The organism is Olsenella sp. An290 (assembly GCF_002159535.1).
In the GTDB taxonomy this organism is placed as follows: Bacteria; Actinomycetota; Coriobacteriia; order Coriobacteriales; family Atopobiaceae; genus Thermophilibacter.
Window position 1 is genome coordinate 127,077 of the sequence record NZ_NFIU01000002.1, and the last position, 25,153, is coordinate 152,229.

The window sequence follows — 25,153 nt, forward strand, 5'->3', positions numbered from 1 at the left end:
TCAGAGTTTTTGGGACAGGCCTGCCCGCGTAAGCGCGGAGCAGGCCTGTCCCAAAAACTCTGAGCGAGAAAACACGTCCCCTTTTGCCTACGCGTCGCCCACGACCTCGTCAACGTTGACGGCGATGTCGTGCTTGGTGGGGACCCACTCGACCTTCTTGAAGAGGGCGGCCACCGTGATGGGGATGTAGGTCATCATGAAGAGGGGGAACGTGAAGAGGTTCGTGAAGATCCGCCACTTCTTCTTGGCGTGGATGTGGCTACGCTCGGAGATCGTCGTGATCACGGCCAGGATGAAGAAGACGATGTACATGGAGGCAAAGGTCATCACGAGCGAGCCCACGCACATGGAGAGCTCAGCGTCGGTGGCGATGAAGCCGTGGCTGAGCGAGCCCACAATGAGGTAGGTGGCGTTCACGAAGAACGAGAGCAGCGTCAAGATCATGCCCGGGGCCACGGTCATGAGCATGTCGTAGCTCGCAAAGCGGCCGCGGGAGATGCCCTTGAGAAGGTCTCGCCCATACGAGAAGAACACCTGATAGAAGCCTTTGGTCCAGCGCATGCGCTGGACCCAGGAGGCCTTGAGGGTGAGCGGCTGCTCGTCGAAGAACTCGGCGGGCGCAAAGCCGATCTGCACGTTGTTGGCGCAGCAGAACGTGGAGAACTGGATGTCCTCGGTGAGCGTGTGGAAGCCCCATCCGTGCATGCCGCGCACGATACGCTCGGAGACCATCCAACCGGAGCCGGAGATCGCGCAGCTCGTCCCCATCATCATGCGGGCGTTGTTGAGGAACTTGGCCTCGCGCATGAACCAGAGCGCGTAGGCCGAGCTCACCCAGCTCGAGTCGAAGTTCTTGGAGTTGCGGTAGCTCGTGCAGACGAGGTACCCCGCGTCGAAGGCCTGGTTCATGATCTTGAGGTAGTCGCGCGAGACGAGGTTGTCGGCGTCCATGACGATGAAGGCCTCGTAGCGGTCCCCGTACTCGTTGAGGATGCGGTCGAAGCCGTAGTCCATCGCCCAGCTCTTGCCGCGGCGGGCGAGGTCGTTTCTGTCCCAGACGATGGCGCCGGCCTTCTCCGCCTCCTCGTGCGTGCCGTCCGTGCACGCGTCGCAGACCACGAAGACGTCCATGAGCTCGCGCGGGTAGTCCTGCGCGAGGATCGAGCGCACGAGGTTGCCGATGACGACCTCCTCGTTGTGCGCGGCGATGAAGAAGGCGTAGCGGTGCTGCTTCTTGGCCTCCGGCAGGCGCACCGTGCCCCGCATCATCACGCGCAGGATGTAGACGATCTGGTAGAAGTACGCGAGCGTAAAGAACAGCCAGATTACCAGGTTGAAGATGACGATCGGCGTGAGGCCGAGCCTGTTGAACTCCATCGCGGTGCCTTCCTCCGGCGTTACTCCCCCGCACGGGCGCCGAGCGCGGGGCAGATCAGCTCCCCCGCCTCCGTGCGGCCCATGGTGCGCTCCTTCAGTGAGTCCAGTATAGCGAGAAGGTCCTCGGGCAGGCGGTCGGCGAGCTCGACGACCTCCCCCGTCGCGGGATGGTCGAAGCGGATGCGCCACGAGTGGAGGAACTGCCGGGTGAGCCCGAGGTTCTGCCGCGCGTCGCCGCGGCCGTAGAGCGGGTCGCCCACGAGGGCGTGGCCGATGTGGCGCATGTGCACGCGGATCTGGTGCGTGCGCCCGGTGTAGAGGTGGCACTCCATGAGCGTGTAGCCGTCGTCGCGCCGGCCCGCCTCGAAGCGCTCGAGGACGCGGAAGGTGGTGATGGCCTCGCGCGCGCCGGGCGCGTCCGAGACCGCCATGCGGATGCGGTCGCGCGTGGAGCGCGCGATGCCGGTGACGACGGTCCCCTCGTCATGGGCCACGTAGCCGTGCGTGAGGGTCACGTAGCGGCGGTCGAGGACGCGCAGGCGAATGAGGTCCTGGAGCGCCTTCTGCGTGGCGTCGTCCTTGGCGGCCACCATGAGGCCCGAGGTGTCCATGTCGAGCCTGTGCACGATCCCCGGCCGCTCCTCGCCCTGGAGCATGCCGAGGTGCGCGTAGCCGCAGTGCGCCACGAGCGCGTTGGCGAGCGTGTCGTCCACGTGGCCCGGGCTCGGGTGGCAGACGAGCCCCGCCTGCTTGGAGAGCACGATGAGGTACTCGTCCTCAAAGCGCACGTCGAGCGGGATGTAGGGGTTGGGCGCGAGGGGGCCGGCCGGGGCGTCGGGCTCGTCCACGGTCGCGCGGACGCGGTCGCCCAGAAGGACCCTCTCGCTCTTGCTCGTGGCGGGCGTCTCGTTGATGGTGACGGAGCCCTCCTCCACCAGGCGGGCGCACGCGGAGCGGCTGGGCATCCCCTCGCCGGCGGCGAGAAACGCGTCGAGCCGCATGCCGTCGCCGTCGGGCCCCACGAGCAGGTTGACGATGCGCTGCGGCATGGCTACTCCCCCGCCCCGGCGCGCTCGCGCTCGACCCGGGAGTCCCAGCGCCAGAAGAGCACGAGGGCGAGAAGAACCCCGCAGGTGACAAAGACGTCCGCCACGTTGAAGACCGCAAAGTCGACGAAGGTCGTGGCGAAGAAGTCCGTGACCGCGCCGAGCGCCACGCGATCGATCGCATTGCCGATGCCGCCGCCCGCCACGCCCGCAACGGTGAGCACGAGGGAAAGCGGCGCGTCCGTCCGGCGCCAGGCAACCCAGAGGCCCGCGCAGGTGATGGCCGCGGCGATGAGCACAAAGACGGGCCCCGCCCCCTCGCCGAGCGAGAAGGCGGCCCCGGTGTTGTAGACGAGGGAGAGGTCCATCACGCCCGGGATCAGCGTGACGGGCCTGCCGGGGACGAGCTCGGCGCGCACGGCAGCCTTGCTCAGCTGGTCAATGAGGACGACCGCGGCGGCGACCAGCGCAAAGAGCGCCAGCCGCCGCACGCGGGCGGAGGTTGCGGAGTCGGCCGCGGACAAGCCCTACTCCCCGAGCGCTGCCACGGCGTCGTGGCAGCGGCAGCAGAGGCCGTCCTCGCCGAGCTCGCGGAAGTTCCAGCAGCGCGGGCACTTCTCGCCCGCCGCGGGCTCCACGGAGCAGGCGAGCTCCTCGCCCTGGGCGAGCTCGACCTCGGAGCAGACGAAGGGCTCCGCGAGGTCGCAGCCCAGCTCGCCGGCAAGCAGCTCGTAGGTCTCGGCGGGCGCCGTGAGCGTGGCGCGGGCGGCCTGCGTGGTCTTCTCGGCGAGCGTGCCGTCGGCGACGGCGGTCTCGTAGGCCTTGGTGAAGGCGGCACGGGCCTCCACCACGGCGTCGTAGGCGGCCAGATAGGACTCGTAGGTCTCGGCGGTCCAGGGGGCCTGGTACCAGTCCAGAAGGGCGGCGTACTCCTGGCCGTCGCGCAGGGAGGCCGGCAGGTAGCTCATGGCCTCGTCGGTGGTGTAGACGAGGATGGGCTGGAGGTCGTGCACCAGCATGGAGAGGATCTGCGCCCAGACGGTGAGGGCGCTGCGGCGCTCGAAGGAGTTCTTCTCGCCGCAGTAGACGCGGTCCTTGGTGGCGTTGAGGTAGCCGTTGGAGAGCTCCGTGATCACGTAGTCGTACAGCGTGCGGTAGACCACGTTGAAGCGGTAGGACTCGTAGGCCGCGCTCACCTGGTCGTGGACCTGGCAGAGGCGCGCCAGGGTGAGCTTGTCGTAGGGCATGAGCTCGTCCACGGGCACGGCGTCCGTGGCCGGGTCGAACTGGCCCTCGATCTCGCCCAGGAGGAAGCGCAGGGTGTTGCGGAAGCGGCGGTAGGCCTCGCCCACGTGGTCGAGGATCGTGCCGTCGCAGGGGATGTCGTTGGAGGTGTCCACGGAGGTGACCCACAGGCGCAGGATGTCGGCGCCGCGGGTGTCGCACTCGGCGTTGGGGTCGATCACGTTGCCGAGCGACTTGGACATCTTGCGCCCCTGGCCGTCGAGCGTGAAGCCCTGGGAGACCACGGACTTGTAGGGGGCCACGCCGTAGGCGCCCACGGAGGTCATGAGCGAGCTCATGAACCAGCCGCGGTGCTGGTCGGAGCCCTCGAGGTACATGTCGGCCGGGAACGTGAGGTTCTTGCGGTGGCGGCAGACGGCGGTGTGGGAGACGCCGGAGTCCCACCACACGTCCAGGATGTCCTTGTTGGCCTTGAGGTGGTGCCCGCCGCACTTGGGGCAGACGCAGGCGTCACCGAGGTAGCTCGCCGGGTCGTCGGTGAACCAGGCGTCGGAGCCCTTCTCGCGGAAGAGCTTGATCACGGCGTCGAGCGTGTCGTCGTTCATGACGGTCTCGCCGCAGTCCTGGCAGGTGAAGGCCGGGATGGGCACGCCCCAGTTGCGCTGGCGGGAGATGCACCAGTCCGGGCGCCCCTCGACCATCGATCCGATGCGCTTGATGGCGTGCCCCGGGTAGAACTGGACCTTCGCGAGCTCCTCGAGCGCCTGCTCGCGGAGGCTCTTGCCGCCGCGCAGGGGCTTGTCCATCGAGACGAACCACTGGCTCGTGGCGCGGAAGATGACGGGCTCCTTGCAGCGCCAGCAGTGCGGGTAGCTGTGGTTGATGTCCTCGTGGAGGATCAGCGTGCCGCGCTCGCGCAGCCACTCGATGATCTTGGGGTTGGCCTCGGTGACCTCCATGCCGGACCACGGGCCGCCCGTGCCCATGCCGTCGCCCACGAAGAAGCGGCCGTCGTCGTCCACGGGCATGACCGTGGGGATGCCGAACTTCTGGCCGGCGAGGTAGTCGTCCACGCCGTGGCCGGGCGCGCAGTGGACGATGCCCGTGCCGTCGTCAAGCGTGACGTAGTCGGCGTAGATGAACTCGCCCGTCTCGCCCTGGTCGCCAAAGATCGGCTGCTTGTAGCGGTTGTGCGCGAGCTGCTCGCCGGTGGCGCGCCAGGGCTCGCCGTCGGCGCCGCGCACGAGCTCAACCTCGCCGTAGCCAAACTTGGCCGCGCAGCGCTCGGCCAGCGCCTCGGCCACGATCTCGGCGCGGCCCTCGTGGAGGAGCGCAACGTAGGTGGCCTCGGGGTGGCAGATGACCGCATCGTCGGCGGGAAGGGTCCACGGCGTGGTGGTCCAGATGTCCACGAAGAGCTTGCCGGCCCACTCCTCCAGGCCCTCGGGCACCGTGGTCATCTCAAAGCGCACGAAGATGGCGGGGCTGACCTCGTCGCCGTACTCGATCTCGGCCTCGGCGAGGGCCGTGTGGCAGTGGCTGCACCAGTGCACGGGCTTGGAGCCCTGCGTGATGGCGCCGGCGTCGAAGATCGCCTTGAAGATCTCCACGTCGGTGGCGTCGTAGTCGTTCACGTAGGTGAGGTAGGGGTTGTCCCACTCGCCGAGGACGCCCAGGCGCTTGAAGCCCTGGCGCTGGGTGTCCACCTGCTCGACCGCCATCTTGCGGCAGAGCTCGCGGATCTTCTCGGTGGGGAGCTGGTTGAACTTCTCCGTGCCGAGCATGGTCTCGACCTTGTGCTCGATGGGCTGGCCGTGGCAGTCCCAGCCGGGGACGTAGGGCGTCTGGTAGCCGCGCATGGACCAGTAGCGATTGATGACGTCCTTGGAGATCTTGTTCTGCGCGTGGCCCAGGTGGATGGGGCCGTTGGCGTACGGAGGGCCGTCGTGCAGGACAAACTTCTCGTGCCCCTCGTTCTTGGCGATCATCTGCTCGTAGACGTGGTTCTCCTCCCACAGGGCAAGCCGCTTGGGCTCGTTCTGAGCCAGGCTGGCACGCATGGGAAAGCCCGTGCTCGGCAGGTTCGTCGTCTTCTTGTACTCGTTCTTGGCCACGCTTCCTCCTTCCGTGCAAAGGGGACAGTCCCTTTTGCACGCCTCCCTCGGGCACAAAAAACGCGCCCGTCCCTCCTGCTGGGACGAAGCGCGCTTGCGACTTCGCTTGTGAACCACCCAGCGAGCGGATATCCGCCGTACTCGGCTGGCCTGTCTCGGCGGCCACTCCGGCGACGCCTACTCGCGCGGCGAGAAGAACGGTCCTCTCGGCGCTTTGGGGCCGCGGCTCGGGGGCGATCTTCGCCGGGACGCAGCCGCGGGCTCCCACCGTCCCCGCTCTCTCTGGGCCGCGCGCCCCCGGGTACTCTCCCCGTCAACGCCTTGGCTCAGCATGGTAGCACGGATGCGGACGGAGAGGCGAAATAAGACGAGAAGAACTTGTGGAGCAGACCTAGCCGCTCACCGGGTCATAACTATAAAGTCGCATGCCGTCCCAGTAGTTCATAATGGTTGTCCCAGCAAAGACGACAGTGCCCTTGGGAGCACGAGTGTTGCCCATGGGATAAATTGCCCATCCAGCGATGTTCTTGAACTTGTCAACGTAGCCCTCGGAGATGTTACCGACTACCTGCTTCTGCACGCTAATGGTGTTATGGCTGGAGCCAAATTGGCATATCATTTCACGAGCCTCTCCGACCTCAAGGTCGTCACCCGCGTTATACATAGTACCGCCGGAGACCTTGCTCGCCGTAAGGGCAGAGAAGCTCTGGCAGAAGACCTCACCGTAATCCGGATTGCATTCCGACTCGTAGTCAAAGGGATTGAGGTAACGAGTCTCGTAGGCATACTCTCTCATATCCCCAAGCGCTGACTCATCCTCTAACGTCACCGGTTGTGACAACGGTCCGAACGTCGCGACCTCATACTTCAGGCTGCCCCCGTCATCTAGGATGATGAAGTCGGAGAAGTCGCTGACGTTGTAGAGCGGGATGAGCGAGAACGCCATACCCGGGGCCTTCTTGCCCGGAGTCGTGTTGGTGAGCGTCACGGAGCAGTCGGTGAAGTCGAAATAGAGGCCCACCTGCCCCGGCTTGCCCTCCGTCGAGTCGACCGTTATCGCAGGGTTGAGGTCGTAGTCGATGCGATAGGTGTAGCCGTCCCAGTCGGTATAGGTGAACGACCCCTCCCCCGGCTGGCGCAGCTCGACTGCGCGCTGGGCATCGGCAAGCTTTCGAGCTGCCGCCTCGTAGTCGTCCGACGCCGCCTCGAGCCGCTCGGTCGCCTCGACGAGCTCCTCGGACGTCTCGGGCTCGTCCCCATAGTCGTCGTGCTCGTTCTGCACTGCCTGAGCGTCCGCAAGCGCGTCCTCGAACGCCTCCAGGGTGTCGGGGTTCTTGACGACACCCGCCTGGAACTCCGCGTCTGCGGCCTGCGCCGACTCGATTGAGTCCTGCAGTGAGAACCAGGACTCCCGAGCGTCGTCATAGGCGGACTCGAAGTCCTCGCGCGCCTCGTCCAGACCGGAATCCGGAACCTCCGCAGGCATGTCAACAGTGGCTTCCCCACAACCAACGAGCCCCGAGGTCAGGCCGAGGAGCCCCAGCGCAACCACCGTGCGTCTGGAGACGCCTCCACGCGCGAGTCCGTCAGGCGTCGTGTCCCTCACCATGGCTCCCCCGTCCATCGTCTATAACCTTGGCCTCATCTCTCTCGACCGTGTCGGGAGAGTCGGCCTTGCTCGCTGCATCCACAGCGGCGTCCCCGGCACGGTCGACAATTCCGTTCACGATGCTGGCGAGAACATCACGCAGCAGATAGATTGCGACGACCGCCACGATCGCCAGAATCAGCTCTCCCATAGCTCCGGCCCCATCACTTGAGGCGGTCGCTCAGGTTCTCCTCCTGAGACGGCTCGTACTTGCCGGCGCGCTTGTCGATCTCCTTGCGGGCGGCGTCCATGCCGGCACCCACGCCCTTGCGAATCAGACCCCTCAGCACGGCGACTCCAACCACGAACAGTACGATAATGACGATGGGCGGAACGCTCTCCACTTTGAACCACTCCCTTAGCTTCCCTAAGTCACCACGCAAGACTGCCTCAAAGGATGCTGCGCTTGGTGGTGATATCCTCCTTCTGGCTGACGACCTTCGTGTTAGGGTCAAGCGATACGAACATGCGCTCAACGGCCGTGAGGAGGAGGTTCATCTCCTCCTCGTCGTTCGGGACGCCATACCTGGACTTCCAGTTCGTAAAGCGAAACGTGTAGACGCTCTTCTCGTCCGTCTGCTCGGTGCGCACGAGCTCTGCTCCGAACGAGCCCTCGAAGACGAGCTTCGCGGCGTTGCCGTGCATGGACTCGCCAGCCCTGGCATGCGGAGCAGAGGCCTTCACCGCGGCGGTGAACTCGTCATCGGAGACGTGACGCAGCGTGAACGTCTCGGAGTACGCGGCAAAGTCACGGGAGCGGCTGACGGTGCTCCCCTCCTTGCGGTGCTGGACCTTCTGGTAGAAGCCGATCGCCGCAATCACGAGCGCGATGATGATCGCAATCGTCTTGGCGTCCATCAAATCTCCTCTCAACGGCATCTAGGCCAGACTATCCCTCCCCCGAGCTACCACGTCAAGAGAAAAACGTAAACAAGTTTGTTACGTCTTTGTGCCCGGGGGACCGGCGCCCCGAGAGCCGCCCGCCGCGTCCTTCTCGCCCTTCTCGCCCTTCTCGCCCTTCTCGCCGAAAACCGGTTGCCGGAATCGTTCCCGGGCGCGCACCATGGGGTGACCACGCGTCGAGAGAAGGGACGCCGCATGCCAGACCGCAAGTACCTCGAGCTGCTCTCCGAGAAGTTCCCCACGGTGCGCTCCGCATACGCCGAGATCATCAACCTCGAGGCCATCCTCAACCTGCCCAAGGGCACCGAGCACTTCGTGTCCGACGTCCACGGCGAGTACGACGCCTTCAAGCACATCCTCAACAACTGCTCGGGCGTCATCCGCGAGCGCGTGGCCGCCACCTTCCGCTTTGAGCTCACCCACGACGAGCAGGCGGACCTCTGCACGCTCATCTACTACCCGCACCGCAAGCTGCGACGCCTGCGCTCCGCCGGCACCACGACGCCGGAGTGGTACGCGATCACGCTCATGCGGCTCGTCCGCCTGGCGCGCTACCTCTCCGACTCCTACACGCGCTCCAAGGTCCGCAAGGCCATGCCGCCCGAGTACGCCTACATCATCGACGAGCTCCTCCACGCCGCGCCCGGCGAGCGCGACGAGCGCCAGCGCTACCACCAGCGCATCATCGACACGATCGTGGACACGGGCTCGGCGGACGACTTCATCGTGAGCCTCGCCTCGCTGATCAAGCGCCTCGCCGTGGACCACCTCCACCTCGTGGGGGACGTCTTCGACCGGGGCGCCCACGCCGACAAGATCTTGGACAGCCTCATGGGGTACCACTCCGTCGACCTCCAGTGGGGCAACCACGACATCGTCTGGATGGGCGCGGCGGCCGGCTCGGCCACGTGCCTGGCCGCCGTGATCCGCAACAACATCCGCTACGACTCGCTCAAGATCCTCGAGAGCACCTACGGCGTCTCCCTGCGCGAGCTGGCGCTCTTCGCCGAGGCGACGTACTCGGCGGACGACGCCATGACGCCGATGGAGAAGGCCATCTCGGCCATCCTCTTCAAGCTCGAGGGCCAGACCATCGAGCGCCACCCCAACTGGCACATGGAGGACCGCCTGCTCCTCCGGCACGTTGACCCGGCCCGCGGCGTGGCGCGCGTGGGCGAGAGGGACCGCGAGCTCGTCACGCGGGACTTCCCCACCCTTGACCCGCGCGACCCCCACGCGCTCTCCGAGGACGAGACCCTCGTCATGGACAACCTGCTGGAGGCCGTGCGCACCTCCTACAAGCTGCAGGCGCACGTGAGCTTCCTCTACGAGCGCGGCAGCGCCTACCTCGTCCACAACGACGACGTGCTCTTCCACGCCTGCGTCCCCATGAACGAGGACGGGACCTTCCACCCCGTGATCCACCAGGGGCGGCCGCTCGCCGGCAAGGCCTACTACGACTACGCCGACCGCCTCGCCCGGCGCGCCTGGCACGAGCACGACGAGGTCTCGCTCGACTGGATGTGGTACCTGTGGTGCGGGCGCTACTCGCCGCTCTCGGGCCGCGTGATGAAGACCTTCGAGCGGACCTACCTCCGCGACCGCTCGACCTGGGCGGAGCCGCGCGACCCCTACTACGCGCTCACCGACGACCCGGCGGTGTGCCGGCGCATCCTCGAGGAGTTCGGCGCCGACCCCGAGCGCGGCCACATCATCAACGGCCACACGCCCGTCCACGCCGCCGAGGGCGAGAAGGCCGTGCGGGCCGGCGGGCGCCTCGTCGTCATAGACGGGGGCTTCTGCCAGGCCTACCACAAGACGACGGGCATCGCCGGCTACACGCTCATCTCGGACCCGCGCGGCATGCGCATCAAGGCGCACCGGCCGTTCGGCTCGATCGCCGACGTGCTCGACCTCAACGCCGACATCATGAGCGACGACGACCGCTTCGAGCTCGAGCCGCGCCCGCTCACGATCGGCGACACCGACACCGGCGCCGACATCCGCGAGCAGATCTCTGACCTGCGGGCGCTGCTCGAGGCCTACCGCACAGGAGAGCTCCCCGAGCGCGCGGCGCGCCCGTAGCGCCCGGCGGGGCGCCGCCGGCGCCGGATGCTGGCCCGACGCCGGATGCTGAGGTTTTTGTTGCCGGCGCAACGTCTGGGATAATCTGGGTATCAGTGACGCATGGGCCGGCCCGTCCGCGGTCGGCCGTCGCAGCGAGACGAAGGGCAATCCACACGATGGACATGAACGAGAACAAGCGTCGGCGCTCGATGCTGCTCTACATCCTGATCGCGATCGTCGGCTACCTCGCGATCAGCCAGATGCTCGGCTCCAACCTCACCGCGCGCCGCGTGGAGACGGTCGAGTACAGCGAGTTCGTCTCGATGGTCGAGAAGGGCGAGGTGACGTCCGCCAAGACCACCGTGGGCAGCTCGGAGATCACCTTCACCACCGGTGAGGGCGACTCCCAGAGGGTCTACGAGACCGTCCAGTGGCCCGGCGCGGAGGAGCAGTCCTCCCAGCTGCTCGAGGACCACGACGTCAAGATGGTGGCCGAGATCCAGGACACCTCGGGCGACCTCTGGCTCATGCTGCTCGTCTCCTACGGCCTGCCGATCCTCGTCTTCGTGGGCATCGGCTGGTGGTTCAACCGCCGCATGAAGAAGGCCATGGGCGACGACGGTCCCTCCATGAACTTCGGCGGGGGCGGCTTTGGCATGGGCGGCGGCCTCGGCAAGTCGAACGCCAAGGAGATCAAGGGCGAGGACACCGGCGTCACCTTCAAGGACGTGGCAGGCCAGGACGAGGCCAAGGAGTCGCTCCAGGAGATCGTGAGCTTCCTCAAGAACCCCGAGAAGTACAACGAGATCGGCGCGCGCTGCCCGCGCGGCGCGCTGCTCGTGGGCCCTCCGGGCACGGGCAAGACGCTCTTGGCCAAGGCCGTCGCCGGCGAGGCGGGCGTGACCTTCTTCCAGATCGCGGGCTCGGCCTTCGTTGAGATGTTCGTGGGACGCGGCGCCGCCAAGGTGCGCGACCTCTTCAAGCAGGCCAACGAGAAGGCGCCCTGCATCATCTTCATCGACGAGATCGACGCCGTGGGCAAGCGGCGCGACTCCTCCCTCTCCTCCAACGACGAGCGCGAGCAGACCCTGAACCAGCTCCTCTCCGAGATGGACGGCTTCGACAACCACAAGGGCATCGTCGTCCTGGCCGCCACCAACCGGCCCGAGACGCTCGACCAGGCGCTCCTGCGCCCGGGCCGCTTCGACCGCCGCATCCCGGTGGAGCTCCCCGACCTCGCCGGCCGCGAGGCCATCCTCAAAATCCACGCCGACGACGTCAAGATGGAGGCGGGCATCGACCTTGGGGTCGTCGCGCGCTCCACGCCGGGCGCCTCGGGCGCGGACCTCGCCAACATCATCAACGAGGCGGCCCTGCGCGCCGTGCGCCTCGGCCGGCGCCGCGTGACGCAGGAGGACCTCCTCGAGTCGGTCGACGTGGTCATCGCCGGCGAGAAGAAGAAGTCCACGGTGCTCTCCCAGCACGAGAAGGAGGTCGTCTCCTACCACGAGACGGGGCACGCCATCGTGGCGGCCATGCAGAAGGGCTCGGCCCCCGTCTCCAAGATCACCATCGTGCCGCGCACCTCGGGCGCGCTCGGCTTCACCATGCAGGTCGAGGAGGACGAGCACTTCCTCACCACCCGCCAGGAGGCCAAGGACAAGATCGCCGTGCTCTGCGGCGGCCGCGCCGCCGAGGAGCTCATCTTCAACGAGATGACCACCGGCGCCTCCAACGACATCGAGAAGGCCACCCAGATCGCGCGCGCCATGGTCACCCAGTACGGCATGTCCGACAAGTTCGGCATGGTGCAGCTCGGCCAGCCCGCGAGCCGCTACCTTGGCGGCGGCGCGCAGCTCACGTGCTCCGAGGGCACGGCGCAGGAGATCGACGCCGAGGTCCAGGCGCTCGTCGAGGAGGGGCACCAGGCGGCGCTCAGGACCCTGCGCGAGAACCGCTTCAAGCTGCACGAGATCGCCCACTACCTCCAGAAGAAGGAGACCATCACGGGCGAGGAGTTCATGAACATCCTCACCCGCGACGACGGCTTCGCCCCCAAGATGCCCAAGCCGGCCGAGTAGCGGCACCGCAAAGCCGCAAAAAACGGAGAGACTGGCCCTCACCGCTCACTGCTTCGCAGAAGTCGCGCGAGGGCCGGTCTCTCCGTTTTTTGCGGCGGAGCCGCGGCCTCAGCGGAAGAGCTGCCAGAAGGCGACGGCCGAGCTGGCGGCGACGTTCAGGGAGTCCACGCCGTGGGCCATGGGGATGACGACGGAGCGGTCGCAGGCGTCGAGCGCGGCGCGGGAGAGCCCGTAGCCCTCGCTGCCAAAGAGCAGCGCCCGGCGCCCGGGCTCCGCGAGCGACGGGTCGTCTATGGGGACGGCGTCGGGCTCGAGCGCCATGGCCAGGCACGAGAAGCCGCGCTCGCGGAGCTCCCCCAGGGTGCCGCGCGGCCAGGCGTCCGCGGCGCAGCGCGCCCAGGGCACCTGGAACACCGTGCCCATGGACACGCGGACGCTCCGGCGGCAGAGCGGGTCGGCGCAGCGGGGCGAGAGGATCACGGCGTCGGCGCCGAGCGCGGCGGCGGAGCGGAAGAGCGCGCCCACGTTGGTGACGTCGACGAGGTCCTCGAGGACGGCGACACTCCGGGCCCCCTCCACGACCTCGGCGACCGTGCGCTCCGGAGGGCGGCGCATGGCGCAGAGAAACCCGCGCGTGACCCGATACCCGCAGAGCCGCTCCAGCTGCTCGCGCGGCAGGACGTAGGCGGGGACGTCCGGGCCCGCGGCCTCGAGGAGCGCGGAGCACGAGACGAGCTGCCGCTCGTCAGCGAGAAACGCCAGCGGCTCGACGCCCGCGCCCAGTGCCACCTCAACCGCGATGCGCGACTCGGCCACGAGGACGCCACGCCCGGCCTCGAGCGCGCCCCTCAGCTGATGGTCCGTCAACCGCGCGAAGACGTCCAGCCGAGCGTCCTCGATCGAGTCGAGCCTCACGATTTCCGCCATGTGTCCCCCTCAAGTTGTGACGTCTGCGCGCGGAGGTCGTGCGCGCCCACCGTCTAGGGTACGATAACAAGGCTGTACCGCCGATGCACGCGCACTCACGAGGTGAACCATGCCCAGCCACATGAACGTCGAAGCCCAGCCCGAGCGCCCGAGGAGCAGGCTCGTCTGGATCGTCCCTCTGGCCATCCTCGGCGTGCTCGTCGCCGCCTACGCCATAGGCGCGGCCGTCTTCTCGACCCGCTTTCTTCCCGGCACCACCCTCGACGGCCAGGACGTCTCCCTGATGACGCTCGACGCCGTCGCGGCGCAGAAGGCCGACGACCTCGCCGGCTTCCAGACGCACGTCTCCGGCGACGGCGTTGACCTCAGCCTCACCGGCGCCGAGATCGGCCTTGCCTACGACGGCGACGCCTACGCCCGCGACGCCCTGCGCCAGGCCCCCGCCTGGGCCTGGCCCTACGAGCTCGCGCGCACCCGCTCCATCAGCGCGGAGGCCCCCGTCGTCTACGACCGCGACGCCATCGTCGCGCTCGTCCAGCCCTTCGTCGACGCCGCCTCCCAGAAGGAGGCCGAGGCCGCCGGCTCGGGCATCGCCTACGACCCCGTCTCCGGGACCTTCACCTACGAGGCGAGCATCATCGCCCAGTTCCTCGACCCCGAGGCCGCGGCAGACGCCATCGGGGCCGGCCTCGAGGCCCTCGAGCCGGAAATCTTGCTCGGGCCCGACCAGCTCGTCTCCGGCGGCGACGCGCTCGACGCGGCCACGGCTGCCGCGAACGCCTATCTCGGCGCGGCGCCCACCCAGCTCACCGTGAACGGCCAGGCCGTGCTCGAGCTCGGGCGCGACACCATCGCCTCGTGGGTCAGCATCGGCGACGACCTGAGCGTCTCGCTCAACCAGGAGGCCCTCTCCCAGTGGGTCGCGGACAACGTCGGCGCCCTCGACACCGCGGGCCGCGAGCGCACCTACACGCGCGCCGACGGCAAGCAGGTAAGCGTCTCGGGCGGCTCCTACGGCCTTGTCACCAACGAGGACGAGACCGTGACGGCCCTTGCCGGCGCCCTCGCCGCGGGCGCGCCGAGCACCCTGGAGATCCCCCTCAAGCAGTCCCCCCAGACCGCCCCCGACGCGGGCGGCCGCGACTGGGGCAACCGCTACGTGGACATCGACCTCTCCGAGCAGCACGTCCGCATGTACGATGACGCGGGGGCGCTCGTCTGGGAGTCCGACTGCGTCACCGGCGACGCGAGCAAGGGCTACGACACCCCGACGGGCGTCTACACCATGAACCAGAACCGCGCCTCCGGAAACGTGGAGCTGCGCGGCAAGATCGACCCTGAGACCAACGAGCCCGAGTACATCAGCTACGTCGAGTACTGGATGCCCTTCATCGGCAACTCCTACGCCCTGCACGACGCAAGCTGGCGCGGGAGCTTCGGCGGCACCATCTACCAGTGGAACGGCAGCCACGGCTGCGTGAACCTCCCCACCGGCAAGGCGGCCGAGCTCTACGGGCTCTGCCAGGTCGGCGACGTCGTGGTGGTCCACTACTAGCCGCGCGTCCTTCTCGCCAGAAAAAGGGAGGGGGCGGCACGGGCCCGACGCTCGTCGGGTCTCGTGCCGCCCCCTCGTCACATGGAGCGGGAAAGAAGGGCCCGGGCGGCACCCGGGCGGCGCCCTAGAACGGCAGCTTTCCGCCGCCCATGTTGCGCATCATCTGCTGCATGGCGCGCCGGCCCTTCTTGCCGCCGCCCTGGGCGGCGAGGCCGCGCATCTTGCCCATCATCTTGTTCATCTCGTCCCACTGCTTGATGAGCTGGTTCACCTCCTGGACGCTGCGGCCGGAGCCGCTCGCGATGCGCCGGCGGCGCTGGCCGTTTATGATCTTGGGGCGGGCGCGCTCCTCGCGCGTCATGGAGTGAATGATGGCCTCGATGCGCGTGAGCTGGGAGTCGTCGGCAGCCTGGGGCATCTGCGCCATGGCGCGCTCCATGCCCGGGATCATGCCCATGATCTTGGCGAGGCCGCCCATCTTGCGGATCTGCTGCATCTGGGCGAGCAGGTCGTCCATCGTGAACCCCTCGCGCAGCATCCGCTCCGCGTCCTCGATCTGCTGCTCGTCGGCGACCTTCTGGGCCTGCTCGATGATGCCCACCACGTCGCCCATGCCCAGGATGCGCTTGGCCATGCGGTCGGGGTGGAAGACCTCGAGGGAGTCCGGCTTCTCCCCCATCGAGACGAACTTGATCGGCTTGCCCGTGACCTCGCGCACGGAGAGCGCGCCGCCGCCGCGGGCGTCGCCGTCGAGCTTGGACATGATCACGCCGTCAAAGTCAACGCGGTTGGCGAACTCCGTGACCACGTTCACGATGTCCTGGCCGGTCATGGCGTCCACGACCATGAGGATCTGGTCGGGCTTGACCGCGTGCTTGATGGCCACGGCCTCCTGCATCATCTCCTCGTCGATCTGGAGGCGTCCCGCGGTGTCCACGATCACGATGTCGTTCAGGTGGTCGACGGCCTCGCGAATGGAGGCCGACGCCACGGCCACGGCGTCCCTCCCGTCGCCGCGGAAGACCGAGACCCCGATCTCGCCGCCCAGCGTGGCGAGCTGGTCGGCGGCGGCCGGTCGGTGCGTGTCGCACGCGGCCAGAAGCGGGCTGTGGCCCTGGCTCTTGAGCAGGTAGGCGAGCTTGGCCGCGGCCGTGGTCTTGCCCGAGCCCTGCAGGCCCACGAGCATGATCACGTTGGGCGTGCGGTTCTGGGCGAGCGTGAGCTTGGAGTCCGTGGAGCCGAGAAGGGAGGTCAGCTCGTCGAGGACGATGCGCACGACGTTTTGCGCCGGCGTGAGCGAGTCGAGGACCTCGGCGTCGAGGCACTTCTCCTTGCAGCGGCCGACAAAGCCCTTGACCACGCGGTAGTTGACGTCGGCCTCGAGGAGCGCCATGCGGATCTCGCGCATGGCGACGTTGATGTCGTCCTCCGTGAGGCGGCCCTTGCCGCGAAGGCGCTCGAAGGTGTCCTGGAGGCGGTCGGAGAGAGAGTTGAACATGGCTACATCCCTTCGCCCACGAGCGCGCGGCAGAAGTCGAGCGCGTCGAAGGTCTGGAGGTCGTCGAGGGCCTCGCCCACCCCGATGCGGTAGATGGGCAGGCCCAGCTGGCTGGAGATGGCAAGGGCGATGCCGCCCTTGGCCGTGCCGTCGAGCTTGGTGACGATGAGGCCGTCGAGCTCGAGGGCGTCGTTGAACTCGCGCGCCTGGCTGAGGCCGTTCTGGCCCGTGGTGGCGTCGATCACGAGCACCACCGTCACGGGCACGGACGAGCGCTTGCGGGTGACGTTGACCACCTTGGCAAGCTCGCGCATGAGGTCGGAGGAGGTGTGGAGGCGCCCGGCGGTGTCGATGAGCGTGAGGCGGGCGCCGCGGCGCTCGGCCTCGTCCACCACGTCGTAGCAGACGCTCGCCGGGTCGGCGCCGCGCTCGCGCGTGACGACGTCCACGCCCGCCCGCTGGCCCCAGACCTCGAGCTGCTCGATGGCGGCCGCGCGAAACGTGTCGGCCCCGCCGATCACGCAGGGCACCCCCGCCTCGCGGGCGCGCCCGGCGAGCTTGCCCACCGTCGTGGTCTTGCCGGCGCCGTTGATGCCCACAAAGACGACGGTGCTCGGGAGGTCGGTGAAGGGGTCGCGCTCGGCGGCGGGAAACTCCGCGGCGAGCCGGCGCGCGAGCGCGTCGCGGAGCTGCTCGGCGCGCGTGAGGTTCTCGCGCGCGGCGCGCTCGCGCAGGTCGTCGGTCACGCGCATGGCCACCTCGGCGCCCATGTCGCCCATGACGAGCGTGTCCTCGAGGTCCTCCCAGAAGTCCTCGTCGACCTCGCCGCCCATGTAGAAGATCTCGTTCAGGGCCTCGCGCGAGCGCTTGAGTCCCTGCTTCAGGCTGTCGAAGAAGCCCATTTACGCATCAACCACCTTTCCGGTCGTACGGTCGAGTCGCTGCGAGACCACGCGGCTCACGCCGTCGGCCTGCATGGAGACGCCATAGAGGACGTCGGCCTGCTCCATCGTGCGGCGCTGGTGCGAGATCACGATGAGCTGCGTGGTCTCCTTGAGCCGCTCGATGGCGTCGAGCAGCTTGGAGAGGTTGGAGTCGTCGAGCGCGGCCTCGACCTCGTCGAAGACGTAGAACGGCACGGTGCGCACCTTGTAGACCGCGAAGAGCAGGGCAAGCGCCGTGAGGGACTTCTCGCCGCCGCTCATGAGCATCATCTTGGCAAGGCGCTTGCCGCGCGGCTGGGCCACGATCTCGATGCCGGTGTCGGAGGGGTTGTCCGGGTCCGTCATCTCGATGTGCGCCTGGCCGCCCGGGAAGAGCAGCGAGAAGATCTCCGAGAAGTTCTCGTTCACCTTGTCGAAGACGGCGAGGAACCGGCTGCGCATCTTGCGGTCGATCGCCGCGGTGATCTTCTTGAGCGAGGAGCGGGCGCTCTCGAGGTCCTCGACCTGCTCTCCGATGTAGTCCGCGCGCTGCTTGAGCCGCAGGTACTCGTCCATGGCCACCTCGTTGACCGGGCCGATGGACTCGATCTGGCGGCGCAGCTCCGCCACGCGGCGCTCGGCGGCGCCGCGGTCCTCCGGCGAGGGCAGCGCGAGCGCGTCGTCAAGGATCGCGCCCGTTGCCGTGATCGCGTTGATCGCGGTCTCCACCTGCACCTCGAGGCGACCGAGGTCGACCTTGACCTCGGAGGCGGACGCGCGGGCCCGCTCGAGCCCCTCGCGGGCCGAGGAGACGGCGTCCTTCGCCTCCCCGATCGTGCGCTTGAGGGAGTCGGAGTCCGCCTCGGCGAGCGAGGCGCGGTCCTCGAGGCGCGCCGCCCACTCGAGGGCGCGGGCGCGGATCTCCTCGTAGCGGTCGTGGAGCGGGTCCACGCGCAGGCGCACCACCTCGAGGGCGCGCGCGGCCTGCTCGGTGCCGGCGATGCGCGCGTCGAGGTCGCTCGCGCGGCGCGCGAGGTCCCGCTCGCGGGACGCGAGGTTGCTCTTGCGCTCCTTGGCCATGGCGGCCTCGAGGCGGGCGTCCGAGAGGGCCCGGCTCGCCTGGCCCTGCGCGCGGATGGCCTCCTCGTGCTCGTCGGCGAGCGCGGAGAGCTCTCCCTCGAGCGCCTCGGCCCGCTCGCGCGCGGCGCGGGCCGCGGCGCGGTGGCCGTCGATCTGCCGACGGGCCTCGGCGGCCTTCTCGGAGGCGGCCTCGCGGCGGCGGGTCACCTGGGCGCGCTCGGAGGCCGCGCCCGAGAGCAGGGCCTCGAGGCGGCCGCGCTCGGAGGTGGCCGAGGAGAGCTCGGCGGAGAGGCGCGCGACCTCCCCCTTGGCCCGGGCGCTCGCCTCGCGGGCCTCGGAGAGGGCGCGCTCGGCGCCCTCGACGCGCTCGCAGGCGGCCCCGAGCGCGTCCTCGAGCTCGGGCAGGCCCGCCTCGAGGGCGCGGATGCGGCGCTTGCGCTCGAGGGCGCCGGCCTCGTTCGTGGGGGCGGTGCCCACGTGGAGGCGACCGTCGGGCAGCACGGCCACGCCGTCAGCCGTCACGTAGGTGAGCTGGGGCGCGCGCTCGTGGCCGGCCATGGCCTCGGCGGCGCTCCCCACGAGCCTCACGTCGCCGAGCAGCGCGTGAAGGAGGTCGCGGGCGCCCTCGGGGACGCGCAGGCGAGAGACGACGGGCTCGCCCGGCGCGTCCGCGGCGTCGGCCGTGGCGGCGCGGGCCGCGCGCGAGACGATGGTCGCCCGCCCGCCCGCGTCGGCGAGGCCGAGCGCGGACTCGGCGAGGGTGGCCGCCTCGTCGGGGCCGGGGACGACGAGGGCGGCGAGGTCGTCGCCGAGCAGCTGCTCGAGCAGGGCCTCGACGGCAGGGTCGGTCTCGATGAGGTCGGCGAGCCGGCACTCGACGCCGAGGTCGCCCCGCTCGGCGAGCGCCGCGACGAGCGGGCTCGCCTTCTCCACGTCGGCGTCCACGGAGCGCAGCGCCTCGAGGGTGGCGCGCGAGGAGGACAGCTGCGAGCGCGCCTCGGCCTCCTCGCGCCGGGCGGCCTCGAGCTCGCCGGCGTGGGCGCTGATGGCCCCCGCGAGGCGGTCGGACTCGCCGCGGGCCTCCTCGAGCTCGCCGGCGAGGCGCTCGGCCGCCTCGGAGCGCTCCCTCAGCGCCTCCTCGGCCGTCCGGACGCTCTCCTCGAGCTGCTCGAGGCGCGAGACGAACATCTGGTCCTCGACCTCGGCGTTGCCGATCTGGTCCTCGAGCTTGGCATAGGCGAGCGTCTCGCGGTCCGCCTCGGCGCGGGCGGCGCGCTCGTCTGCGGTGAGGCGCGAGATCCGGGCGTCGAGCTCCTTGCGGCGTGCCACCGCCTCGTGCGAGGCGCGGGAGAGCTCGTCGAGGCCCTCCCTGAGGTCGGCCTCGCGGACGGTGAGGTCGGAGAGCTCGCTGGCCACGCGCTCGTGCTCGACGCGGGCGTCCCCGCGCTGCTTCTCCATGGAGGAGAGCTGCATCCGCATGTCGGAGAGGCGCGCGACCATGTTACGCCCCTTCTCCTCGAGCAGGCGCATGTCGGAGTCCATCCTGCCCAGGACGTCCTGCATGCGGCGGCGCTGCTCTCCGAGGTCGCCCACGAAGAGGCCCTTCTCCTCGAGGAGCAGCTGGAGCTTCTCGAGCTCGGCGCTCTTCTCGTCGAGGCGGTACTGGGCGAGCTCCACCGCGGCGTCGGCCTCGTTGCCGCGGGCGGTGAGGCGCAGGTAGCTCTCCTGGAGGCGGCGCAGGTCGTCGACGGCGAGCTGCACCTCGAGGCCCTTGAGCTCGTCGGTGAGCTCGTGGGCGCGCCGGGCCTTGTCGACCTGGCGCTCGAGCGGGCGGAGCTGCCGGGCGATCTCGCGCGAGAGGACCTTGGCGCGGGCGAGGTTCTCGTCCATCGAGACGAGCTTCCTCTGGCTGCGCTCCTTGCGGCGGCGGTGCTTGGAGATGTCGGCCGCCTCCTCGATGAGCGCGCGGCGCTCCTCCGGGCGGCTCGAGAGGATGGAGTCGAGCTTGCCCTGGGAGATGATCGAGTGCGTCTCCTTGCCGAGGCCCGAGTCGTGCAGGATGTCCTGGACGTCCATGAGGCGCGCCGGGGAGCCGTTGATGAGGTACTCGGACTCGCCGGAGCGGTACATCCGGCGCGTGATCCCGACCTCGGAGAAGTCGATGGGCAGCGTGTGGTCGGAGTTGTCGAGCACGAGCGTGACCTCGGCCACGCCCACGGCGCCGCGCGCCGACGAGCCGGAGAAGATCACGTCCTCCATCGCCTGGCCGCGCAGCATCTTGGCGCTCTGCTCGCCGAGGACCCAGAGGATCGAGTCGGAGACGTTCGACTTGCCCGACCCGTTGGGGCCCACCACCACGGTGAGGCCCGGGTCAAAGGTCATCTGGGTCTTGTCGGCAAAGGACTTGAACCCCTTGAGTGTGAGCGACTTCAGGTACACCGGATCCCTCTGCCTTTCGTGCTAGTTGGTGATGCCGGCACCGGCGAAGTCGCCCTCGCCGGCGTACCCCATGCGGACGAGCGCGTCGAGGGCGGCGGCGCTCTCGGAGGACTTCTTCGAGGGGCCCGAGCCGCGCCCGATGCGGCGCCCCTCCACCATGACCACGGAGGTGAAGGTGGGGTCGTGGGCGGGGCCCTCCTCGGAGACGAGCTTGTACTCCGGGCCGCAGCGCAGGTCACGCTGGGTGACCTCCTGGAGGCGCGACTTGGGGCTGATGGGCTTCTTCGAGAGCGCGGGCGAGACCTCGGGGCCGAGAGTGCGCATGACGAACTCGTGCGCGGCCGTGTAGCCGGCGTCCAGGTAGAGCGCGCCCACGATGGCCTCGTAGACGTTCTCGAGGGCCGAGTGCATGCCGCGGGCGCCCGTGCCACGCTCGGACTCGCCCATGAGGATGAGCGGGCCCACGCCGAGGCGCTCGGCCACGCTCGAGAGCATGCGGCCGGACACGAGCGAGATCTTGGCCTGGGTGAGCTCGCCCTCGTCCATCTCGGGGAAGCGGGTGAAGAGGTCCATGGCCACGATGGCCCCCAGGACGGAGTCGCCGAGGAACTCGAGGCGCTCGTAGGAGGCCGCATGGGACTTGCCCTCGGCCGCCGACGGGTGCGTGAGCGCGGCGACGATGAGGTCCTGGTTTTCGAAGTGGTGGCCGCAGACGCGCTCCGCCTCGGCCACCCGGCGATGCATCTTCAACGAACGTGCCCCCTACTGGGCCGCCTCGATGGCGTCGACGACCTGCCCGATGGTGGCGACGCGCGAGACGGCCTCGTCGTCCATCGTGAGGCCGAACTCGTCCTCGATGGCGGTCACGAGCTCGAGCAGGTCAAACGAGTCGGCGCCGAGGCTCTTGAACTCGGTGGCCTCCGTGAGCTGCGTGCCCTCGCCGAGGGAGAGGGTGTCCTCGACGACCTCGACGACCTTCTCGAAGATGGCGTCACGATCCATGTTCTCCTCCTTGCGACGGGGGCGCCTGCGCCCCGCTTCTTCTGTGGGCGGCCTTGCTAGCGCGAGAGGTCGCAGGCCGCGGCGACCTTCTCCGTGAGGCCGGCGCGCACCGCGGCGGCGGCCGCGAGCGTGCCCTGGCAGACGGCGCGGGCGCTCGTGGCGCCATGCCCCTTCACGACGGGGGCGCGCAGGCCCAGAAGGACCGCGCCGCCGTACTCGTCCCCCGAGAGCTCCGTGGCCATGGACCTGAGCGCGTCCCTGAGCAGCGCCATGCCGAGCTTGTTGGTGAGGGAGGCGCCCATCGCGGCCTTGAGGCGCGACAGGACGAACTTGCCCGTCCCCTCGATGGACTTGAGCGCCACGTTGCCGGTGAAGCCGTCGGCCACGATGACGTCAAAGGTGCCGGCGAGGATGTCGGTCCCCTCGGCGTTGCCCGCAAATCCGCAGTCGCCCGCCTCGAGCGCCGCGTGATAGGCGAGCGCCATCTCGGAGCCCTTGGTGTCCTCCGAGCCGTTGCAGAGAAGGCCCACGCGCGGCTCGGCGACGCCCATGACGGCACGCGCGTAGGCGCGGCCCATGTGCGCGAACTGCACGAGGACGTCGGGCTTGACGTCGGCGTTGGCGCCCATGTCAAGAAAGACCGTGCTCTTCCCGGAGACGCCGGGGAACGGCAGCGAGAGCGCCGGGCGCTTCACGCCCTTGAGGCGCCCCACGCCAAAGGTGGCCGCCGTGAGCACGGCGCCGGTGGAGCCGGCCGAGAAGAGCCCGTCGGCCTCCCCCGCGCGCACGGCCGCGGCCGCCCGGACGATGCTCGCGTCCTTCTTCTGGCGCACGGCCTGGGCGGGATGCTCGGACATGGAGATGACCTCGGTGGTGACAAGGGCACGGGCGCGGGCGTGCGACGCGCAGAAGGGCTCGACGACGCCTGCGTCGCCCGCGACGAGGACCTCGAGGTCGGGGTCGGCGGAAAGCGCCTGCTCGACGCCGCGCAGAAGCTCCTCGGGCTCCTTGTCGGCACCCATGACATCAACGCATATCGTGGTCATGACCCCTCCTTCTGGCCGTAACGCTCTCCAACCTCACCATTATGCCGCAACGGCGCGCCGAATGCCGGGGCGAGGCCGCCCCCCCGATACAAAAGGGGGCCGGCCCCAACGGGCCGGCCCCACGGGCGCGCTCTTGTGCGTCACTACTCGGTGACGATGACCTCACGGTCCTTGTAGTGGCCGCAGTTGGGGCACACGTGGTGCGGAAGCTTGGGGGCGCCGCACTGCGGGCACACGGAACGGGCCGGGGCGTCGATCCTGCTGTTGGCGGAACGACGGGTGTGGGTGGCGCTGCGGCCCTTCTTTTGCTTGGGTACTGCCATGTCAAACTCTCCTGTTCGCAAACGTATGCCCCTCCGCTCGCGCACGGAGGCAGGCTATCGCCAAAGTCATGCGAGGAAGTACTATAGCACGTCTCTTCCCAAAGAGCACGAAATCAGCAATTATCCACGCTTGGGCTCCGGGGAGCCGCTCGGCTGCTCCCCCGCCTCCCCCAGGTCGAGCCCGGCAAGGGCGGAGAAGGGCGAGGCGGCCAGGCGCTCCCGCTCGCGCTCGGCGGCGAGCTTGGAGGCGTGCCCGCAGTCCCCCTCGTTGAGGTTGGCGCCGCAGACCGGGCAGAGCCCCGCGCAGTCCTCGCGGCAGAGCACCACGAAGGGGGTCTCCATCACGAGGGCGCACGCAAGGGCCCCCGAGAGGTCGATCGTGTTGTCCGGCGCGACGAGCTCGAAGTCGGCCTCGTCCTCGTCCTCGCCCATCTGCTCGGGCTCCTCGAAGAGGTAGTAGCCGTCGACCTCGGCGTCAACGTCAAAGGCCGCGTCCTCGAGGCAGCGGTCGCAGGTGCCCACCACATGGGCGCGCACGAGGCCCGTCGCGAGGATGCCCTCGCCCGCGTTGGTGAGGACGAGGTCGTAGTCGATCCCGGAGGGAAGGCGGAACTCGTGGTCGCCGAGCTCGTAGGAGGGCTCGTCGAGGTGGCCCGCCAGCGTCCAGGTGTCCCCGGGGTTGGCCAGGCGCTCGTCAAGGGAGACGATCAGCGGCTCCATGGCTACCAGGGCACGTTGTTGGTGGTGTTGCGGGCACCCGAGTTCTCGTCGAGCGTCTGGCGCACGCGCGTCACGGAGCTCGTGAGGCTCTTGAGGTTCTCCTCGAGGTGCGCGAGCACGGTGTCGGCGTACTCCTCGGCGTTGTAGCGGGTGTCGCGCTCGTACTGAGCGGCCTGGTCGCGGATGCCGTCGGCCTGCTGCTGGGCCAGGCGCACGATCTCCTGGTCGCCCGCGAGGATCATGGCCTGCTGCTGGGCGTCCGCGATGATGGAGTTGGCCTGCTGCTGGGCGCTGTCGATGCGCTCCTGCTCCTCCTTGAGGATGCGGCGCGCGTCGGTGAACTCCTGCGGGAAGACGCGACGAATCTCGTCCAGAATCTCATAGATGTCCTGGGCGTCGACGATCTTCTTCTGGCCGTTGTCCATGAGCGGGGACTTGGCCTCGCTCACGATCTGCTCGAGCTCGTCGACCAAGCTCTCGATTTCCTCACCTGGCTGCATCTATGGTTCCTTTCACCTGATCAAGCGGGCGCGCGGGCCCGAGTCAGAGCCTATCTCCCTAGCATAGTAGCAGATTGGGGACCTCTGCACGAAACGTGCGCGCGGGGCGCGGGGCCTCAACGCCTCACTTAGGCCTGGGCGGCCTCGGCGCCGTAGTGCTCGCGCAGGCGCTCGTCCACGTTGGCGGGGACGAGGATGCTCACGTCGGAGCCCATCGCGGCGATCTCGCGCACGATCGAGGACGAGACGTAGCCGTACTCCGGGCTCGACATGACGAAGATCGACTCGAGGTCGGGCGCCATGTGGCTGTTGAGGTCGGCCTGCTGGAGCTCGTACTCGAAGTCCGTCATCGCGCGCAGGCCCTTGACCACGCCGCCCGCGCCGAGCTCGTGGCAGAAGCTCACGAGCAGCCCCCGGAAGGGCGCAACCTCGATGTCGTCGGGCAGCCCCTCCACGCGGAGCGCCTCGCGGATCATCTCGACGCGCTCCTCGAGGGTGAAGGCCGTGCCCCGGCCGTTCTTGTTGGCCGAGGCGGCCACGGCGACGGTCACCCGGGGAAAGAGCCTCCGGGCACGGCGGATGACGTCGATGTGGCCCAGGGTGACCGGGTCGAAGGTGCCCGGGACGACGACGTGCGAGATGATGGGCTCGGCGGCCAT

General features: G+C 68.8%; 22 protein-coding genes. 3 read left to right on the plus strand and 19 right to left on the minus strand.

The features are described from left to right. Positions 1-87 precede the first annotated feature (87 nt). The 8 genes from B5F84_RS02130 to B5F84_RS02165 all read right to left on the minus strand — a co-directional run bounded on the left by B5F84_RS02130 (position 88) and on the right by B5F84_RS02165 (position 8,288). On the minus strand, positions 88-1,377 hold the full coding sequence (locus B5F84_RS02130; RefSeq protein ID WP_087320207.1) for a glycosyltransferase family 2 protein: 1,290 nt from the start codon (positions 1,375-1,377) through the stop codon (positions 88-90). Positions 1,378-1,397: 20 nt separating this feature from the next. Next, the gene (locus tag B5F84_RS02135; protein ID WP_087320209.1) at positions 1,398-2,426 is read right to left on the minus strand and encodes an RluA family pseudouridine synthase; all 1,029 of its coding nucleotides are present in this window, start codon (positions 2,424-2,426) and stop codon (positions 1,398-1,400) included. 2 nt (positions 2,427-2,428) lie between these two features. Then, positions 2,429-2,947 (minus strand): signal peptidase II, encoded by a 519-nt coding sequence (gene lspA / locus B5F84_RS02140; RefSeq protein WP_239378187.1) that lies wholly within the window; start codon positions 2,945-2,947, stop codon positions 2,429-2,431. 3 nt (positions 2,948-2,950) lie between these two features. Beyond that, complete coding sequence (ileS, locus tag B5F84_RS02145; protein ID WP_239378209.1) at positions 2,951-5,728, minus strand: isoleucine--tRNA ligase; 2,778 nt, start codon at positions 5,726-5,728, stop codon at positions 2,951-2,953. 445 nt (positions 5,729-6,173) lie between these two features. Next, the gene (locus B5F84_RS02150; RefSeq protein WP_143786029.1) at positions 6,174-7,388 is read right to left on the minus strand and encodes a hypothetical protein; all 1,215 of its coding nucleotides are present in this window, start codon (positions 7,386-7,388) and stop codon (positions 6,174-6,176) included. Then, positions 7,369-7,581 (minus strand): hypothetical protein, encoded by a 213-nt coding sequence (locus B5F84_RS02155; protein WP_087320215.1) that lies wholly within the window; start codon positions 7,579-7,581, stop codon positions 7,369-7,371. The genes B5F84_RS02150 and B5F84_RS02155 overlap by 20 nt, the downstream gene beginning before the upstream one ends. Before the next feature lie 13 nt (positions 7,582-7,594). Further along, the gene (locus tag B5F84_RS02160; RefSeq protein WP_087320217.1) at positions 7,595-7,774 is read right to left on the minus strand and encodes a hypothetical protein; all 180 of its coding nucleotides are present in this window, start codon (positions 7,772-7,774) and stop codon (positions 7,595-7,597) included. Positions 7,775-7,820: 46 nt separating this feature from the next. After that, positions 7,821-8,288, minus strand: a complete 468-nt coding sequence (locus B5F84_RS02165) for a hypothetical protein (protein ID WP_087320219.1) — start codon at positions 8,286-8,288, stop codon at positions 7,821-7,823. Positions 8,289-8,528: 240 nt separating this feature from the next. Between B5F84_RS02165 and B5F84_RS02170 the strand changes: the two genes are divergently transcribed. Both B5F84_RS02170 and ftsH read left to right on the plus strand, forming a co-directional pair. After that, positions 8,529-10,418: a fructose-1,6-bisphosphatase gene (locus B5F84_RS02170; protein WP_087320221.1), complete on the plus strand. Its 1,890-nt coding sequence runs from the start codon at positions 8,529-8,531 to the stop codon at positions 10,416-10,418. 158 nt (positions 10,419-10,576) lie between these two features. Further along, positions 10,577-12,481 carry an ATP-dependent zinc metalloprotease FtsH gene (ftsH, locus tag B5F84_RS02175; protein ID WP_204205477.1) on the plus strand — a complete coding sequence of 635 codons (1,905 nt, stop codon included), beginning with the start codon at positions 10,577-10,579 and terminating at the stop codon, positions 12,479-12,481. A 108-nt stretch (positions 12,482-12,589) separates the two neighbouring features. Here the strand turns inward: ftsH and B5F84_RS02180 are convergent, their stop codons facing one another. Beyond that, positions 12,590-13,408, minus strand: a complete 819-nt coding sequence (locus B5F84_RS02180; protein ID WP_087320223.1) for an RNA methyltransferase — start codon at positions 13,406-13,408, stop codon at positions 12,590-12,592. A gap of 109 nt (positions 13,409-13,517) precedes the next feature. On the opposite strand from B5F84_RS02180, the gene B5F84_RS02185 reads away from it, so the two are divergent. After that, positions 13,518-14,963: a L,D-transpeptidase family protein gene (locus B5F84_RS02185; RefSeq protein WP_087320226.1), complete on the plus strand. Its 1,446-nt coding sequence runs from the start codon at positions 13,518-13,520 to the stop codon at positions 14,961-14,963. A 124-nt stretch (positions 14,964-15,087) separates the two neighbouring features. Here the strand turns inward: B5F84_RS02185 and ffh are convergent, their stop codons facing one another. The 10 genes from ffh to coaD all read right to left on the minus strand — a co-directional run bounded on the left by ffh (position 15,088) and on the right by coaD (position 25,153). Then, entirely contained in the window at positions 15,088-16,461 is a 1,374-nt protein-coding gene (gene ffh / locus B5F84_RS02190) for a signal recognition particle protein (protein WP_087320228.1), read from the minus strand. A gap of 2 nt (positions 16,462-16,463) precedes the next feature. After that, on the minus strand, positions 16,464-17,363 hold the full coding sequence (gene ftsY, locus B5F84_RS02195; protein ID WP_087320230.1) for a signal recognition particle-docking protein FtsY: 900 nt from the start codon (positions 17,361-17,363) through the stop codon (positions 16,464-16,466). Next, positions 17,364-20,903 (minus strand): chromosome segregation protein SMC, encoded by a 3,540-nt coding sequence (gene smc / locus B5F84_RS02200; RefSeq protein WP_087320232.1) that lies wholly within the window; start codon positions 20,901-20,903, stop codon positions 17,364-17,366. 21 nt (positions 20,904-20,924) lie between these two features. Then, positions 20,925-21,653 carry a ribonuclease III gene (rnc, locus tag B5F84_RS02205; RefSeq protein WP_087320234.1) on the minus strand — a complete coding sequence of 243 codons (729 nt, stop codon included), beginning with the start codon at positions 21,651-21,653 and terminating at the stop codon, positions 20,925-20,927. Between the two features lie 12 nt (positions 21,654-21,665). Then, entirely contained in the window at positions 21,666-21,905 is a 240-nt protein-coding gene (locus tag B5F84_RS02210) for a phosphopantetheine-binding protein (RefSeq protein WP_087320236.1), read from the minus strand. Positions 21,906-21,961: 56 nt separating this feature from the next. Then, on the minus strand, positions 21,962-22,951 hold the full coding sequence (gene plsX / locus B5F84_RS02215; protein ID WP_087320238.1) for a phosphate acyltransferase PlsX: 990 nt from the start codon (positions 22,949-22,951) through the stop codon (positions 21,962-21,964). Between the two features lie 143 nt (positions 22,952-23,094). After that, positions 23,095-23,274: a 50S ribosomal protein L32 gene (gene rpmF, locus B5F84_RS02220; RefSeq protein WP_087320240.1), complete on the minus strand. Its 180-nt coding sequence runs from the start codon at positions 23,272-23,274 to the stop codon at positions 23,095-23,097. A 120-nt stretch (positions 23,275-23,394) separates the two neighbouring features. Then, positions 23,395-23,994, minus strand: a complete 600-nt coding sequence (locus B5F84_RS02225; protein WP_087320242.1) for a DUF177 domain-containing protein — start codon at positions 23,992-23,994, stop codon at positions 23,395-23,397. A 2-nt stretch (positions 23,995-23,996) separates the two neighbouring features. After that, positions 23,997-24,494, minus strand: coding sequence for an ATPase (locus B5F84_RS02230; RefSeq protein ID WP_087320244.1), 498 nt, complete (start codon positions 24,492-24,494; stop codon positions 23,997-23,999). Positions 24,495-24,622: 128 nt separating this feature from the next. After that, a complete protein-coding gene (gene coaD, locus B5F84_RS02235) occupies positions 24,623-25,153 on the minus strand; it encodes a pantetheine-phosphate adenylyltransferase (RefSeq protein WP_087320246.1) in 531 nt (176 codons plus the stop codon).